General features: G+C 71.5%; 12 protein-coding genes. 5 read left to right on the top strand and 7 right to left on the bottom strand.

What is annotated here, in order from left to right; translation table 11 throughout:
• The first annotated feature begins 130 nt into the window (after positions 1–130).
• Positions 131–1024 carry a sensor histidine kinase gene (locus ACE3SG_RS11275; protein WP_374565027.1) on the top strand — a complete coding sequence of 298 codons (894 nt, stop codon included), beginning with the start codon at positions 131–133 and terminating at the stop codon, positions 1022–1024.
• On the opposite strand, the gene ACE3SG_RS11270 is transcribed toward ACE3SG_RS11275, so the two are convergent.
• From ACE3SG_RS11270 to ACE3SG_RS11240, 7 genes are all read right to left on the bottom strand, one after another.
• Positions 913–2382 carry a serine hydrolase domain-containing protein gene (locus ACE3SG_RS11270; RefSeq protein ID WP_374565026.1) on the bottom strand — a complete coding sequence of 490 codons (1470 nt, stop codon included), beginning with the start codon at positions 2380–2382 and terminating at the stop codon, positions 913–915. The two genes, ACE3SG_RS11275 and ACE3SG_RS11270, sit on opposite strands and share 112 nt — an antisense overlap.
• A gap of 120 nt (positions 2383–2502) precedes the next feature.
• Entirely contained in the window at positions 2503–3630 is a 1128-nt protein-coding gene (locus ACE3SG_RS11265; protein WP_374565025.1) for a helix-turn-helix domain-containing protein, read from the bottom strand.
• Between the two features lie 9 nt (positions 3631–3639).
• Positions 3640–4140: a hypothetical protein gene (locus ACE3SG_RS11260; RefSeq protein ID WP_374565024.1), complete on the bottom strand. Its 501-nt coding sequence runs from the start codon at positions 4138–4140 to the stop codon at positions 3640–3642.
• Between the two features lie 16 nt (positions 4141–4156).
• Complete coding sequence (gene tgt, locus ACE3SG_RS11255; protein ID WP_374565023.1) at positions 4157–5305, bottom strand: tRNA guanosine(34) transglycosylase Tgt; 1149 nt, start codon at positions 5303–5305, stop codon at positions 4157–4159.
• A gap of 38 nt (positions 5306–5343) precedes the next feature.
• Entirely contained in the window at positions 5344–6462 is a 1119-nt protein-coding gene (locus tag ACE3SG_RS11250) for an HD-GYP domain-containing protein (protein ID WP_374565022.1), read from the bottom strand.
• Complete coding sequence (gene queA, locus ACE3SG_RS11245; RefSeq protein ID WP_374565020.1) at positions 6459–7556, bottom strand: tRNA preQ1(34) S-adenosylmethionine ribosyltransferase-isomerase QueA; 1098 nt, start codon at positions 7554–7556, stop codon at positions 6459–6461. The genes ACE3SG_RS11250 and queA overlap by 4 nt, the downstream gene beginning before the upstream one ends.
• Before the next feature lie 147 nt (positions 7557–7703).
• Positions 7704–7850, bottom strand: a complete 147-nt coding sequence (locus ACE3SG_RS11240; RefSeq protein ID WP_374565018.1) for a hypothetical protein — start codon at positions 7848–7850, stop codon at positions 7704–7706.
• A 155-nt stretch (positions 7851–8005) separates the two neighbouring features.
• Here ACE3SG_RS11240 and recG point away from each other — a divergent pair, with 155 nt between their 5' ends.
• The 4 genes from recG to ACE3SG_RS11220 all read left to right on the top strand — a co-directional run bounded on the left by recG (position 8006) and on the right by ACE3SG_RS11220 (position 16146).
• Positions 8006–10108 (top strand): ATP-dependent DNA helicase RecG, encoded by a 2103-nt coding sequence (recG, locus tag ACE3SG_RS11235; RefSeq protein WP_374565016.1) that lies wholly within the window; start codon positions 8006–8008, stop codon positions 10106–10108.
• A gap of 285 nt (positions 10109–10393) precedes the next feature.
• A complete protein-coding gene (locus ACE3SG_RS11230; RefSeq protein WP_374565014.1) occupies positions 10394–11953 on the top strand; it encodes a M4 family metallopeptidase in 1560 nt (519 codons plus the stop codon).
• Between the two features lie 125 nt (positions 11954–12078).
• A complete protein-coding gene (locus tag ACE3SG_RS11225) occupies positions 12079–13002 on the top strand; it encodes a LysR substrate-binding domain-containing protein (protein ID WP_374565013.1) in 924 nt (307 codons plus the stop codon).
• Positions 13003–13161: 159 nt separating this feature from the next.
• Positions 13162–16146, top strand: a complete 2985-nt coding sequence (locus ACE3SG_RS11220; protein ID WP_374565011.1) for an annexin — start codon at positions 13162–13164, stop codon at positions 16144–16146.
• The last annotated feature ends 19 nt before the right edge of the window (positions 16147–16165 follow it).

The following is a 16165-nucleotide window of genomic DNA, read 5'->3' as shown; positions in this document are numbered from 1 at the left end:
ACACACCGTGAGGGGTGCGTAATCCCACGTACGCAAACTCCGCAAGCGCGAGGCGGCCAGAGTGCAACACTACGCGCCGCCGCGCCGGCTTTTCAGGCGCACGCGCCGCGCAGGCAAAGGAGCCCAGGCGATGCAGGTGCTCAACAGTCGCTTCAAGTTCCCGCTCAGGGCCCTGGTTCGCTGGCCGTGGTCGGCTCGCAGCGCCGAAGTGGCGCAATTGCGCGCAGACCTGGCCCACGCGCGTGACGCCGCTGCCGAGGCGCAACGCACGCGCCACGCCTGCCTCACCCGCACGACCCACGAGTTGCGCACGCCGCTGAATGCAGTGCTCGGCTACGCCGAGCTGCTGCACACCGAGGCCGGCCTGACGGCCAAGCAGGCCCATGGCCTGAAGATCATCGAACAGGCCGGCCACCACATGCTGACGCTGGTCGACGAGATCCTCACGCTGTCGTGCCTGGAGACGGGCTCGTTGGTGCTGCACGATGCGCCGCTGCGGCTGCCGACCTGGCTCGACAACGTGACCGACTTCGTGCGGCCGCAGGCGGCACACAAGCGGCTGGTGCTGCGGCTCGACGCGCCGGCGCTGCCGAATGGCGTGAGGGTCGACGCGCAGCGCCTGCGCCAGGTGCTGCTGAACCTGTTGGCCAACGCCGTGCGCTTCACCGACGAAGGCGAGGTGGTGCTGCGTGTGCGCACCGCCACCGGCCCCGCGGGCATGGCCCGGCTGCAGTTCGAGGTGGCCGACACCGGTGTGGGCATCGCACCGCAAGACCTGCCCAAGCTGTTCCGGCCGTTCCACCAGGTCGGCGATGCCGCGCGACACGCCGGCGGCACCGGCCTCGGCCTGGTGATCAGCCGCCAGCTGGTGCGTGCGATGGGCGGTGAGCTCGACGTGCGCAGCGCGCCCGGTCACGGCACCAGCTTCACCTTCACGCTCGACCTGCCGCTGGCGGTGCCCGGCGCGCCGCCCGCCACGGTGAGTGAGGCATCGACCGCCGCGGCCACCGCGCCGACCAGCTGACCGACGGTCTCGACATCACCACCGGGGCGGTAGCTGACACCCAGCCGCACGACGACCAGGTCGAGGCTGGGCACGATGACGATGAACTGGCCCAGGTAGCCGCGGACGAAGAAGGCTTCGGCCGGTGCGCCGGGCAGGCCCCAGCGGCCCGGCAGCGGGTGGCGGTCGTGGCGGTGGTTGAGCCAGAAGCCGCGGCCGTAGCCGGCGTCCAGCGTCGGTGTGCGGGCCTCGGCCACCCAGCCTTCGGGCAGCAGGCGCTGGCCGTCGACGACCCCATCGTGCAGGTACAGCAGGCCGAAGCGGGCCCAGTCGCGGGCACTCGCGAAGAAAAGGTTGGCGCCCATCGGTGTGCCGGTCGCGTCCAGCGTCAGCACCGTGTGGCGCATGCCCAGCGGCGCCAGCAGCTCACGTTCGGCGAAGGCGTTGAAGCCGTCGGCGTCGCCGCCGTTCAGGTCGCGCAGCAGGCGCGACAGCACCGTCCAGCCGGCGTTGCTGTAGGCGAAGTGGGTGCCGGGCGCGGCTTCGGCGGGCAGGCTGACGGCGAACGCCGCGGGGTCGGGCTCGACATGCCACATGCGGGTCGCGCCGTCCCAGCCGCGGCTGGCCTCGTCCCACGGCAGGCCGCTGGCGTTGGCCAGCAGCAGGTTGGGCGTGATCGCCGCGCGCGGGTCGCCCGGTGAATGCCACGCCGGCACCGCCACCGGCGCGTTCGGATCGAGCCGGCCCTGGCGCACCAGCACACCGACCAGCGCATGCACCACCGACTTGCTGACCGAGTGGCCGGCCAGCGGCGTGTCGGGCGTGATGTCGGGCGCGTAGCGCTCGGCCAGGATGCGGCCGTGCTGCACCACCAGCACCGCCTGGGTGCGGCGGGGTGCGGCGCCGGCTTCTTCGGCGAAGGCCGCCTCGACCGCGGCGGCGATGCGCGGGTCGGCCGGCGCGACCGGTGCCGCCAGGCCCGGGAACGGGTCGGGCCGCTCGACACGGCGGATCGGCGCCGGCACGACCGGCGCCACGTCGCCATGCGCCACGGTGCAGCCGCCGCCTTCGCGCCAAACGGCCCGGCCCAGCGCCCGGCCGGCAAAGGTGGTGCGCACCTCGTGGCGCTCGGCATCGACCTCGCTGCGCAGGCCCCAGGCGATCAGGCCCATGCCGCCGGCCGGGCGCATCTCGTCGGCATCGGCGCGCTGCGGGTCGATCCGCGAGACGAAGGCGGCGTTGCACATCACCTCGCTGGTGCCGGCGGTGGCGATGCGCACCGCGCGCACCGGCGGGAAATCGGCGCAGCCGGCCAGGCCTGCGGTCAAGGTCGAGGCGCTGGCGAGCTCCAGCGCCAGGCGTTTCAGGGTCCACCCCATGGTTCGAGTCCACACCGGGAGCGACGGCCCCCGTTCGTGGCGCATCGTCGCGAAGCCTCGGCGCCCGGTCTGGCCGATGGCTGACCACCGCTGGCCGATTGCAGCAATCGGCGCGGGATTTCAGCTTTCGGCCAGGGCCTGCTGGCGGAATTCGGTCGGGGTGAGGCCCGTGTCGGCCTTGAAGGCGCGGTTGAACGGGCCGATCGACTGGAAGCCGGCGTCCAGCGCGATCGTCAACACCGGCAGCGTGCGCCGGGCCGGGTCGGCCAGCGCGGCCTTGGCCTCGGCCAGCCGGTGGCCATTGGCGAAGGCGCTGAAGTTGCGGTGGCCCAGGCGCTGGTTGATGACCCTTCGCAGCCGGTATTCGGGCACCCCCAGGCGCTGGGCCAGCGTGGCCAGCGTCAGGCCCTCGCTGCGGTGCGGGCGTTCGGTCGCCATCAGGGTCTGCAGCGCCTCGGCCAGCGCCTGGTCGGCCTGCTCGGTCGGGTCGACGGTCGGGGGTGGCTTGGGCTCGCTCGGGGCCGGCGGCGGCGTCTCAGTCGTTGGCCGCGGTGCCGGTGCCAGCGAAGCGAACAATTCGCTCGGCCGCAAACGCAACAGGCTGGCCGCCAGCGCCGCGACGATCGCCAGCAGCCACACGCTGTCCACCCCGGCCCACGCCGCCGACAGCACCCCCTGCGGCGACGCCCAGCGCACCCCCAGCATGCCCAGGGTGTAGACGCTGCCGGCCACGACGACGAACCAGCGCAGCCGGCGCCGGCGCTCGACCAGGTCGTCGCGCCAATGCGCCAGCGCGGCCGCCACCACCCAGGCCACGCACACCAGCGGCACCCAGCGCAGCACCTGGGTCAGCACCACCTCGGCCGTCACCACCTCGGCCGGCCCGCCCGGCCACGCCCCCGCGCAACGCGCGGCGGCCAGCACGACCAGCGCGCCCCACGCCAGCCCATGCCACACGCGCCAGCGCGCCGCATCGTCGAACAAGGCGCGGGCAAACAACGCGAACAGCAGCGCGTTGCCGCTGGCCAGCCCGACCCAGGGCGAGCGGCCGAGCGGCGTCAATTGCAGCGCCAGGGCCGGTGCGGTGCCCAGCGTCGCCAGCGCCAGCCCCAGCCCGAGCAGCCCGCCGGCTTGCGCCGCCAGCGGCACCGGCCGCTCGCGCCACAAGGCCGCGGTCAGCATCAGCAGCAGCGCCACCAACGCGCCGCGCACCAGCAGGTCCAGCGCACCGATCAGCGAGGCGTCCATCGCCGCGCGTCAGCCCCAGGCCGCGCGCCAGCGGCGCCAGCGCAGGCGCAGCCGCCGCCGCACGGCGCGGGCGATGCGAAACGGCATCGTCGCGCGGGCCCAGGCCAGCAGCGATTGCTTCCACGCGGCCCAGCGCGCATAGGTGCGGGCGAACCAGCCCAGCTGCATCAGCGCCGGCTGGGTCAGCGTGAACAGGCGCGCGAGCACGGCCGTGCCGACCAGCTTGGCCAGCAGGATCACCACCGTGCCGAGCACGACCCGCCCCAGGCTGATCAACCACAGCGCGAGGATCTTGATCGGCAGCAGCGCCAGCGCCGGCAGCACGAACAACGCCAGCGCGGCATAGGGCGGCAGGCGCTGGACCCAGCCCTCGATCCAGCGCAGGCCGGGCGAGCGGCCGATGCGGGCCAGCAGGCGCTGCAGCGGCTCCCAACCCCATTCTTCGAACAGGATCAGCAGCGCCAGCAGCCATTTGAAAGGCCAGGCCAGGGCCTTCATCACGAGGCGCATCACGGCGCCGACGCTATCAGACGCCGCGCGCCCGGTCGGCGGCGAAGCGAACGCGGAAGTCGGCGAAGCGGCCGGCGTCGAGCGCGTCGCGCACCTCCTGCATCAGGTTCAGGTAGTAGTGCAGGTTGTGGATCGTCGCCAGCATCGGCGCCAGCATCTCGCCGCAGCGCTCGAGGTGGTGCAGGTAGGCGCGGCTGAAGCCACCGCCGCCCTGGCCGTCGCCGGCGCAGGCATAACAGCGGCAGCTCTCGTCGATCGGCCGCTCGTCGCTCTTGTGGCGGGCGTTGCGGATCTTCAGGTCGCCATAACGCGTGAACAGGTGGCCGTTGCGCGCATTGCGGGTCGGCATCACGCAGTCGAACATGTCGACGCCGCAGGCCACCCCCTCGACCAGGTCTTCGGGCGTGCCCACACCCATCAGGTAGCGCGGCTTGTGGGCCGGCAGCCGGTGCGGCGTGTGGGCCATGATGCGCAGCATCTGCTCTTTCGGCTCGCCGACCGAGACGCCGCCGACCGCGTAGCCGGGCAGGTCAAGCTCGACCAGGCTGGCCAGCGACTCTTCGCGCAGGTGCTCGAACATGCCGCCCTGCACGATGCCGAACAAGGCGTTCGGGTTCTGTAGCCGCGTGAACTCGGCCTGCGAGCGGCGCGCCCAGCGCAACGAAAGCTCCATCGACGCACGCGCCTCGGCCTCGGTCGTCAGGTGGCCCTTGGTCTCGTAGGGCGTGCACTCGTCGAACTGCATCACGATGTCGGAGTTCAGCACGGTCTGGATCTGCATGCTGATCTCGGGCGTCAGGAACAGCTTGTCGCCGTTGACCGGCGAGGCGAACTTGACGCCCTCTTCGCTGATCTTGCGCATCTCGCCCAGCGACCAGACCTGGAAGCCGCCCGAGTCGGTCAGGATCGGCTTGGACCAGTTCTCGAAGCCGTGCAGGCCGCCAAAGTGCTGCATCACGTCCAGCCCCGGCCGCATCCACAGGTGGAAGGTATTGCCGAGGATGATCTGCGCCCCCATGTCGTGCAGCGAACGCGGCAGCACACCCTTGACGGTGCCGTAGGTGCCCACCGGCATGAAGATCGGCGTCTGCACGACACCGTGGTTCAGCGTCAGACGGCCGCGCCGCGCGTGGCCTTCGGTGGCCAGGAGTTCGAACTGGAGCATGGGCCGGATTGTCGCCGCGCTGGATCCGGCGCCCGCGGCTAGAACAGCGTGAACAACTGGGCCCAGGGGATGCGCACCCTCAGCAGCGACGGGTTGACCGCCGCCACCACGGTGTGGCCGGGCTGGCTGGTGTCGCGCCGGGCCGGCGTGACCCGCGCTTCGCCGTTGGCGTTCTGCAGCGCGATCGCGACCGGCGCGTTCATCGCCACGCCGCGCCGCACCACCAGCGCCAGCTCGAGCGAGGCCAGGCGCACCACGGTGCCGGGCGGGTACAGGCCGAACTCCTTGGCCAGGGCCAGCGCGGTCGGGTCTTTGGCGTGCTGCTGGTACAGGCGCCGCACGGCGGCATCGGGCAGCAGCGACGGCCGCTGCGCGCGCGAGCCGAAGCAGGCGCAGTAGATGTCGATCAGGTGCAGCCGGCGCGCCTCGGGCAGCGGCTCGGCCAGCGCCGCCGGGTAGCCCGAGCCGCCGGCCACCTCGTGGTGCTGCTCGACCATCGCCAGCCACAGCGCATCGGTGACGCCGGCCGCCCGCAGCATCGTGGCGCTCTGCTTCGGGTGCAGCTGGATCTGGTCACGCTGGGCCGGCTTGAGCGGGCCTTCCTGGTTGGTCAGCCGGTCCTGCAGCTGCAGCATGCCCAGGTTCATAGTCAGCGCGGCGGCCAGCGGCACCTCGAGCGCGGCCGGCTCGGCGCCGTCCTGGCGCAGCGCCAGCAGCGCCCAGGTGGCCGCCACGCGGGCCGAGTGGGCCACGCTGTAGGGCAGCTCGGCACACAGGTCGGGGTGGGCGAGCAGCGCCTGCGCCATGTCGGGATCGCTCTTGACCAGCGCGCCCAGCTCGCTGGCAATGCCGCGGATGCTGGTCTCCAGGCCCTTGGCCGCGGGGTCTTGCAGCGTCACGTTCAGGCGCGTCATCAGGCCGCGCCAGAGGTTCAGTCGCCGCTCGCCGATCGGCAACGCGTTGTCGCGCTGGCCGGCGCGCACCTCGTCCATGTCGACGAAGGCGCCGCGTTCGAGCAGCGCGTCGCGCATCGCGTCGTTGGTGATCAGGTTGCCGCGGGCCAGCAGCAGCCCGCCCTGTGCATCGCGCACGCTGAAAGGCAGGGGGGCCGCGCCCTTGACCTGGGCGGCCACCTGCCCCAGCGGCACGAGCTTCATGGCATGGTGCGGGCGCGGTCCAGCAGCATCGCGTCGCCGTAGCTGAAGAAGCGGTAGCGCGCTTCGATCGCATGGCGGTACAACGCCATCACATGCTCGTGCCCGGCGAAGGCGCTGACCAGCATCATCAGCGTGCTCTTGGGCAGGTGGAAGTTGGTGATCAGCCGGTCGACCACCTCGAACTCGAAGCCCGGGGTGATGAAGATGTCGGTCTCGCCCTGCTGCGCGGCGCTCAGGCCCTGGCCCGGCGTGCGCTTGGCGGCCGATTCGAGCGCCCGCAGCGTCGTGGTGCCGGCCGCCACCACCCGCCGCCCGGCGGCGTGGGTGCGGGCCACGGCCTGGACCGTGGCCTCGGGCACCTCGAACCACTCGCTGTGCATGCGGTGCTCGGCCAGATTCTCGCTGCGCACCGGCTGGAAGGTGCCGGCACCGACATGCAGGGTGACCCGGGCGGTGTCGACACCGCGCGCGGCCAGCGCCGCCAGCACGGCCTCGTCGAAATGCAGCGACGCGGTCGGCGCGGCGACCGCGCCCGGGCGGTTGGCGAACACCGTCTGGTAACGCTGCTCGTCGTCCGGCGCGTCGGCATGGGTGATGTAGGGCGGCAGCGGCACGTGGCCAAAGGCCTGCAGCAGCGCCAGCGGGTGGGCCGGAAAGCGCAGGCGGAAGAGCGAATCGTCCGGCCCGGCGCGGCCCAGCACTTCGGCGTCGAAGCCTTGCGCCGCGTCGCCGAAGCGCACGCTGCTGCCCGGCTTGGGCGATTTGCTCGCGCGCAGGTGGGCCAGCACCTGGTGCGGTGGTTCACCGTCGACGTCGGGCACGATGCGCTCGACCAGCGCCTCGACCGCGCCGCCGGTGGGCTTTTCGCCCAGCAGCCGGGCCTTGATGACGCGGGTGTCGTTGAAGACCAGCAGGTCGCCCGGCGTCAGCAGCGCGGGCAGTTCACGGAAGACCCGGTCCACTGGGCGCTCACCACGGCCGTCGAGCAGGCGCGAGGCGCTGCGTTCCGGGCTCGGGTGCTGCGCGATCAGTTCGGGCGGCAGCGTGAAGTCGAAATCGGCGAGGGTGTAGGGTCGGCTGTTCTGGGCGGGCATGGGCTTGCAGGCTTCACCGGCCTTCAAACACGATGGCCGGATTGTTCCACGCCGCCGCGTGGGCGTGTGGGCCCCGCGTGCAGCATGCCCGTCTTAGGGGACACCGGCACGATTCGGTTCCGCGCCGGGCCACCGAACCTCGCACGATCAGTGAGAACTGGGCGCCGGCGCCTGCTGCGGGGCCGCCGGGCTGGCCTGGGCGCGCGCATCGGAGCGGTCCCAGGCCCATGCGAAGGCCACGCCCAGGCCCAGCACGGTGGTGATCAGAACAAGCAGACGGACAGCGAAACGCATGGTGGGCAATGGCAAGAAGAGGGCGCGGGCAAATTGTCCTGCCAATTCGGCCGCCCTGTGCTCAGGGTTCGTGAGCAGTCGCAAGCGGCCGTCACCGCCTGTGGCGTGGGCGCTGCAGCGGTGGCCGCCGAGGTGGCCGCAGTGAAAATGCCGCGATGCCCAGCGCCGAAACCACCGCCCCCGCCAAGTCCGGCCCGGCGCGGGCGCTCGAGACGCTGGGGCTGACGACGCCGATCGCGCTGGCGCTGCACCTGCCGCTGCGCTACGAAGACGAGACCCAGCTGACCCCGCTGGCGCAGGCCCGGCCTGGCGACACCTTGCAGATCGAGGCGGTGGTGCAGGACGCGCGGGTCGAGTTCCGCCCGCGCCGCCAACTGGTGGTGCGGCTGGCCGACGACGAGGGCGAGGCGCTGGTGCTGCGCTTCGTCAACTTCTACCCCTCGCACCAGAAGACGCTGCAGCCCGGCGCGCGCATCCGCGCCCGCGGCGAGCTGCGCGGCGGCTTCTTCGGCCGCGAGATGGTCCACCCGCAGTTCAAGGCGGTGCAGCCGGACACGCCGCTGGCCGCCGAGCTGACCCCCGTCTACCCCAGCACCGCCGCGCTGCCGCAGGCCTACCTGCGCAAGGCGGTGGCCTCGGGGCTGCAGCGCGCCAATCTGGCCGAGGTGCTGCCGGCCGGCGTGGTGCCGGCCGGGCTGCCGCCGCTGCGCGAGGCGCTGCTGTTCCTGCACCACCCGCCGCCCCACACCGCGCTGGCCACGCTCGAAGACCACAGCCACCCGGCCTGGCAACGGCTGAAGTTCGAAGAGCTGCTGGCGCAGCAGCTGGCGCAGGCGCAATCGCGGCGCGAGCGGGCGCGGCTGGCGGCGCCGCTGCTCGCCACGCGCGCCGGCGGCCTGCACGAGCGCCTGCTGGCGGCGCTGCCGTTCCAGTTGACCGGCGCGCAGCAGCGCGTGGCGCGCGAGATCGCCGCCGATCTGGCGCTGGGCCGGCCGATGCACCGGCTGCTGCAAGGGGATGTGGGCGCCGGCAAGACGGTGGTCGCGGCGCTGGCCGCCGCGGTGGCGATCGACGCCGGCTGGCAATGCGCGCTGATGGCGCCGACCGAGATCCTGGCCGAGCAGCACTTCGCCAAGCTGGTGCAGTGGCTGCAGCCGCTGGGGGTGCAGGTGGCGTGGCTGACCGGCAGCCAGCGCGGCAAGGCCCGCGCGCGCGCCGTGGCGGCCGTGGCCAGCGGCGAGGCCGCGCTGGCCGTCGGCACCCATGCGGTGATCCAGGGCGACGTGCAGTTCGCGCGGCTCGGCCTGGCCGTGGTCGACGAGCAGCACCGCTTCGGCGTGGCGCAGCGGCTGGCGCTGCGGCGCAAGCTGCAGCTGCCGGGGGATCGACAACTCGAACCGCACCTGCTGATGATGAGCGCAACGCCGATCCCGCGCACGCTGGCGATGACCTACTTCGCCGACCTGGAGGTGTCGACGATCGACGAGCTGCCGCCCGGGCGCACGCCGATCGTCACCAAGCTGATCGCCGACAACCGGCGCGACGAGCTGATCGCCCGCATCCGCGACGAGGTGGCGCAGGGCAAGCAGGTCTACTGGGTCTGCCCGCTGATCGAGGCCGCCGAAGAGACCGGCGAGGCACCGGCCCAGCCCGCGCGCGGCAAGCCGATGGCCGAGCTGCGCAACGCCACCGAAACCCACGCGCAGCTGAGCGCCGCGCTGTCCGGCGTCGAGGTCGGCCTGATCCACGGTCGCCTGAAAGCCGCCGACAAGGCCGCGGTGATGGCCCGCTTTAAGGCTGGCGAGCTGGCGGTGCTGGTGGCCACGACGGTGATCGAGGTCGGGGTCGACGTGCCGAACGCGAGCCTGATGGTGGTCGAGCACGCCGAGCGCTTCGGCCTGGCCCAGCTGCACCAGCTGCGTGGCCGCGTGGGGCGCGGCGAAGTGGCCAGCGTCTGCGTGCTGATGTACTCGTCGCCCCTGTCGGACAGCGGCAAGCAGCGCCTGCGCGCAATGGCCGAGACCCACGACGGCTTCGAGATCGCGCGGCGCGACCTCGAGATCCGTGGGCCGGGCGAGTTCATGGGCGCACGCCAGTCGGGCGATGCACTGCTGCGCTTCGCCGACCTGGCCGACGACGCGCCGCTGCTGGCCCAGGCCCGCCGCCAAGCCACCTGGCTGCTCGACCACCACCCGCAGGCCGCGCAGTCCCACGTCACCCGCTGGCTCGGCCACCAGCTCGATTACCTGAAGGCCTGAGCAGGCGAAGGCGCGGCGCCGCGACGCGCCCCGCAATGATCAACAACCATCAACGGGGCCACACACCACGGAACCCGGTGAGACGCGTGACGCCCGGTGGGGCCGTGAAGAGGCGTTAACCCGCCCCCCAGTTCTCGGGATGGTTGGTGCCCCCCGCTGACGCCGACAGTGTGTGAAGCACTTGCCCGGCCTCGCCGCCGCTACGGCCCAGGTGCAAAGACTGTTGCCCGCGTCATCAAACGCCGGGCACCGTGCATCCCCTGCCAATTCACCGTTGGAGACACCATGACCAAGTTCACCTTGATTCATCAAGCGACGATCGCTGCACTGGCGTCGTTCGCCGCGCTGGCCGTGCAGGCCGCCGCGCCGGCCGCCGACCACCCAGCCGTGCAACGTGCGCTGTCACACCTGAAGGGCCAAGCGGCCGCCGCCGGCCAGGTGTCCGCCGGCGACAGCTTCCAGGCACGCGACCTGATGGCCGATGCCGATGGTTCGCAGCACGTGCGCTTCGCCCGCCTGTACCGCGGCCTGCCGGTGATCGGTGGTGACCTGGTGGTGCACCTGTCGCCCAGCGGCCAGTACAAGGACCTGTCGATCTCGCAAGCCTCGCGCATCGAGCTCGACGTGAAGCCGCAGATGGCTTCGCGCGACGCCGCCGCCAAGGCCCTGGCCGCCTTCCCGCACCGCGACGGCAAGGTCGACAGCCAGCAGCTGGTCGTCTACGCCCGCGACACCCAGCCGCAACTGGCCTGGAACGTGCTGATCAAGGGCGTGCAGGCCGACGGCACCCCGAGCGAACACCACGTGATCATCGGTGCCGGCGGCAAGGTGCTCGACCACTGGGACGACATCCACACCGCCGACAACATCGGCCAGGGCAAGACGCTGTACTCGGGCAACGTGCCGCTGCACGACACCTTCAACGCCTCGACCGGCAAGTACAAGCTGAAGGACATCACCCGCGGCAAGCACTACACGGTGGACATGAAGCACACCACCGGCAGCGAAACCATCTTCTCCGGCAAGGACAACGTCTGGGGCAACAACTCCGAATCCAGCAACGAGACGGTCGGTGCGGATGCCCACTACGGCCAGAACATGACCTGGGACTACTACAAGAACGTCCACGGCCGCAACGGCATCGCGAATGACGGCAAGGGCGCCCGTTCGCGCGTGCACTACTCGAACAACTACGACAACGCGTTCTGGAGCGACAGCTGCTTCTGCATGACCTACGGCGACGGCAGCTTCTTCACCCCGCTGGTGTCGCTGGACGTGGCTGGCCACGAGATGACCCACGGCGTGACCTCGCGCACCGCGGCGCTGATCTACTCGGGTGAATCGGGCGGCCTGAACGAAGGCACGTCGGACATCTTCGGTTCGATGACCGAGTTCTATGCCAACAACGCCAACGACCCGGGCGACTACCTGATCGGCGAAGAGCTGTCGAGCTCGCCGCTGCGCAACATGATCACCCCGAGCAGCGACGGCGCGTCGTCCGACTGCTGGTACAGCGGTGTCGGCAACCTCGACGTGCACTACTCGTCGGGCGTGGCCAACCACTTCTACTACCTGCTGGCCGAAGGCACGACCAACGGCTCGCCGTCCAAGACCTGCGTGTCCGGCAACACCCGCGTCGCGACCGGCAACGGCACGCTGACCGGCATCGGCCGCGACAAGGCCGGCAAGATCTGGTACCGCGCGCTGTCGATGTACATGACCTCCAGCGAAACCTTCGCCAAGGCCCGCCTGGACACGGTCAAGGCCGCGACCGACCTGTACGGCGCCGGCTCGGCCGAAGTCAACGCGGTCAACGCCGCCTGGACCGCTGTCAACCGCCCGTAATCCAACGGCACTGGCGCGCGCCGCTTCGGCGGCGCCGCCCTCAAGACCGCCGCCCGGCGCCTCACGGCCCGGGCGGCTTTTTCTTGCGCCGCGCGGTGTCACGCGAACCTCTGCACAATGCCGCCATGACCCTGACCGAGCTGCGCTACATCGTCGCCGTGGCCCGCGAGCGCCATTTCGGCCGCGCGGCCGAAGCCTGCTTCGTCTCGCAGCCGACGCTGTCGGTGGCCATCAAGAAGCTCGAAGAAGAGCTCGACATGAAGATCTTCGAGCGCGGCAGCAACGAGGTCACGATGACGCCGCTGGGCGAGGCCGTCGTGCGCCAGGCGCAACAGGTGATCGAGCAGGCGCAGGGCATCCGCGAGATCGCCAAGCGCGGCAAGGACCCGCTGGCCGGCCCGCTGCGGCTGGGCATCATCTACACGATCGGCCCCTACCTGCTGCCCGAGCTGGTGAAGAACGCGATCGAGCTGACGCCGCAGATGCCGCTGATCCTGCAGGAGAACTTCACCGTCAAGCTGCTGGACATGCTGCGCACCGGCGAGCTCGACTGCGCGATCATGGCCGAGCCCTTCCCCGACACCGGGCTGGCCATCGCGCCGCTGTACGACGAGCCGTTCATGGCCGCGGTGCCACGCACGCACCCGCTGGCGTCGCGCGAGCGCATCACGTCGGAAGAGCTCAAGCGCGAGACGATGCTGCTGCTGGGCACCGGCCACTGCTTTCGCGACCACGTGCTAGAGGTCTGCCCCGAGTTCGCGCGGTTTTCGAGCGACGCCGAGGGCATCAAGAAAAGCTTCGAGGGCTCGTCGCTCGAGACGATCAAGCACATGGTCGCGTCCGGCATGGGCGTCACCGTGGTGCCGGCGCTGTCGGTGCCGCGCGAGCCGCAGCTGCACGTGGTCTTCATCCCGTTTGCCGACCCGGTGCCCACGCGCCGCGTCGTGCTGGCCTGGCGCAAGACCTTCACCCGCTACGAGGCGATCGCGGCGCTGCGCAATGCGGTCTACGCCTGCGAATTGCCCAGCGTCAAGCGGCTGACCGGCTGAGCCCGGCGCCACCGGCCGCTGCGCGCTGCGGCGTGCCCTGGCCTTCGCGTTACGAAATCTCGGCGTTGTCCGGCACGCGCGGCCGGCTTACGGTGGGTGGGTCTCTGATGCACGGCGGGCTCGACCCTGCCTGCGGCCCACAACACCAAGGGAAACACCATGCTAGTTTCAGACGCCGGCGCGTCTGCAGGGGCCTATGGGCCGCCGCAGGCCTACGATGCGCAGCCCGTCACGCCGCCCCCACCACCGCCACCGCCGCCCGCACCGCCGCGCTACAGCGAGCAGCAGGCCAGCACCGACGCCAAGCAGCTGTGGGATGCGACCGAAGGCGGCCTGTTCGGCTGGGGCACCGACGAAGACCAGATCTGGTCGACGCTGAAAGACAAGAGCGCCGACGACCTGGCGCTGCTGGGCCGGATGTTCAAGCAGAACTACGGCAAGGACCTCGACCAGGTGCTGCGCGACGAGCTCAGCGGCGACGAGGCCCGCCGCGCCGAGTCGCTGCTGCAGGCGAACGCGCCCGATGCCGACGCGGTGGCGTTGCACAAGGCCCTGCAGAACGGCTCGACCAACGGCGTGCTCGACCTCGTCGAAGGCCTGGACGCGAAGGGCCGCGACGCGTTGGCCCAGGCCTATGCCCAGCGCTACGGCCAGCCCGCCGACCAGCACGACGCCGGCGCATACCTGCTGGCGCAGATCCAGGGCTCGCCGCAGCAGCTGGCCCGCTTGCGGCTGTCGCCTGAAGAGAGCACGCGCCTGACCAGCCTGCTCGCGCCGCAGGGCGGCGACGTGGCCGCGGGCGAGGCGCAGGCCGATGCGGCCAAGGCCAAGCAGGCGATGGACGGCTGGGGCACCGACGAAGGGGCGCTGCGCGACATCTTCAGCGGTAAGACGCCCGAGCAGGCCCAGGCCATCTCGACCGCCTACCAGGTGGCCTATGGCGACGACCTGAAAGGCCGCCTCGACGACGAGCTGAGCGGCACCGACCAGGACGAGATCTTCCACCTGCTGGACGCGCCCACCAGCGACCCGGGCGCCCAAGCGGCCTGGCAGGCCGACGACAGCGCGATCCAGCTGCACAAGGCCGTCGACGGCCTGGGCACCGACGAGGACAAGCTGCGCGAGGTGCTGCAAGGCAAGACACCCGAGCAGATCGAGGCGATCAGCGCGGCGTTCCACCAGCGCTACGGCAGCGACCTGGCCTCGCGGCTGGAAGAAGACCTGAGCGGCGACGACGCGGCCGGCATCCTGCACCTGCTGCAGACCCCGGGTGCGAACGACCCGCAACGTGCCGCGTGGCAGACCGAGCAGGACGCCGTCGAGCTGCATCGCGCGGTGGACGGGCTGGGCACCGACGAAGACAGCATCCGGCAGATCCTCGGCATGCACAGCAAGGGCGAGATCGATGCGATCGCATCGGTCTACCGCGACCGCTACGGCAGCGACCTGCGCGCCGACCTGACCGATGACCTGGACGGACGCGACGAGAAGGAGCTGGTCGACCAGCTCTACGACCGCGGCGCGATCGACCTCAACGCCGATCCGGCGGCGGTCATTGCCGAGAAGAACCGGCGCACCCGCGAGCTGCAGGCCTTCGAGGGCGACACCAGCGGCATCGGTTTCGCGCAGCAGCTGTTCCGCGCCGACTTCGATTTCGAGACCGACGGCGAGCGGCTGGAGCGCACGCTCGACACGTCGGAAAACGCGTTGAAGCAGGGCGACATCGCGACTGCCGCGCGCCATGCGGGCTTCTCGGAAGACAACCTCCAGACGCTGGTCCAGACCAAGGACCAGGCGGGCGAAACCGCGGCCGCCACGGCAGCGGTGGCGGCCACGGTCGTCGTCAGCGTGGCCACCGCCGGCACCGCGACACCGCTGGCGGTGGCCGCGCTGTCGGCCGCGGCCGCCGGCACGGCCAGCGGCACCGCCTATGTCGCCGTCGACGCGCAGGCCGGTGGCACCGAGGTGGCGCGGCAGGTGCTGATCGGCACGGTCTCCGGCGCCACCGGCGCGGTGCCGATCGGGCGCGCCACCACGCTCGGCGCGTCGCTGGCCGACGACGCCGCGCTGGCGGGCACGCGCAGCACCGTGCTGGGCGCGGTGCGCCAGAAGGTCGGCGACCAGGTGATCATCGGCGCGCAGACTGGCATCGGCGACAGCGTCACCCGCACCGCGACCGAGAGCGCCACCTGGTCGGGCGACATGCTCGATGGGCTGAAGCAGATCGGCGAGAACGCCACGCTCGCGGGCGGTGCCGGCGCGATGATGGCGATGGTGCCGATCGTGCCGCGCGGCGCATTCTCGCGCGGGACATCGCAGGCGGCCGACGCCGCGGCCAGCCGGGCGATCCCGACGCGCCCGCCGTGGTACATGGACAGCAAGCCGCCCGAGTGGTACCTGCACCCCCGCCAGCTGTTCCGCAACGACACCCTGAAGAAGGTCTACGACGACCCGAACCACCCGCTGCGCGGCATCATCCTGGCCGACCGCAAGGCCGCCGGCACCGACCCCTACAAGAAAGACTGGCTGAAGCCCCCCGCCCGCACGCACGAGGCGCTGATCGGCGGCTCGCCGTACCACGACGCGCCGCACCTGCGCCAGCTGGCGCAGCAGCACCCCGAGTTCGGCACTTGGGTCCGCAACGCCGAGGCCGCCGGCATGCCGCCGGTCGAGACCCTGGCCAGCAAGGAAGACTGGGCCCGGTGGATCGACGACGCGACGACCCAGGTGGGTCGCCCACCGGCCGCGGTGCTGGACCTCAAGCCGATGTATTTCGAGGCCTCGCACCTGACCTCGCTGGCCGCGCTGAAGACCGAGTGGGGCGACTGGATCTACCGCGCCGAGCAGGCCGGCGCGCAGAAGTTCGACAACCTGGCGCCGGGCGAATTTGCCGACTGGGCCCGCCAGACCAGCGACCTGGTCGGCCCGCCGCCGGCGACCCCGGAGCGGTTGGCGGTCGGCTTCGCCTACATCAACCAATGGGACAGCGTATCGATCGAGGCCAAGGGCGGCTTCATCGAGCTGCAAGCGGTCGACGTGGGCGGCGTGCCGGTCGAAGCGCGCACCGCGCAGCGGCTGGTCGACGAGGGCTACCTGAAGCCCAGCGACATCGGCGGCCCGCACCCGGGCTGGACGATGAAGTAGCCGCCGCAGGTGTGGCGTG

The sequence above is a fragment of the Ideonella sp. genome (genome assembly GCF_041914305.1).
In the GTDB taxonomy this organism is placed as follows: Bacteria; Pseudomonadota; Gammaproteobacteria; order Burkholderiales; family Burkholderiaceae_C; genus Ideonella.
The sequence above is the reverse complement of the archived record's forward strand: the minus strand, read 5'-3'. Positions and strand labels throughout refer to the sequence as shown.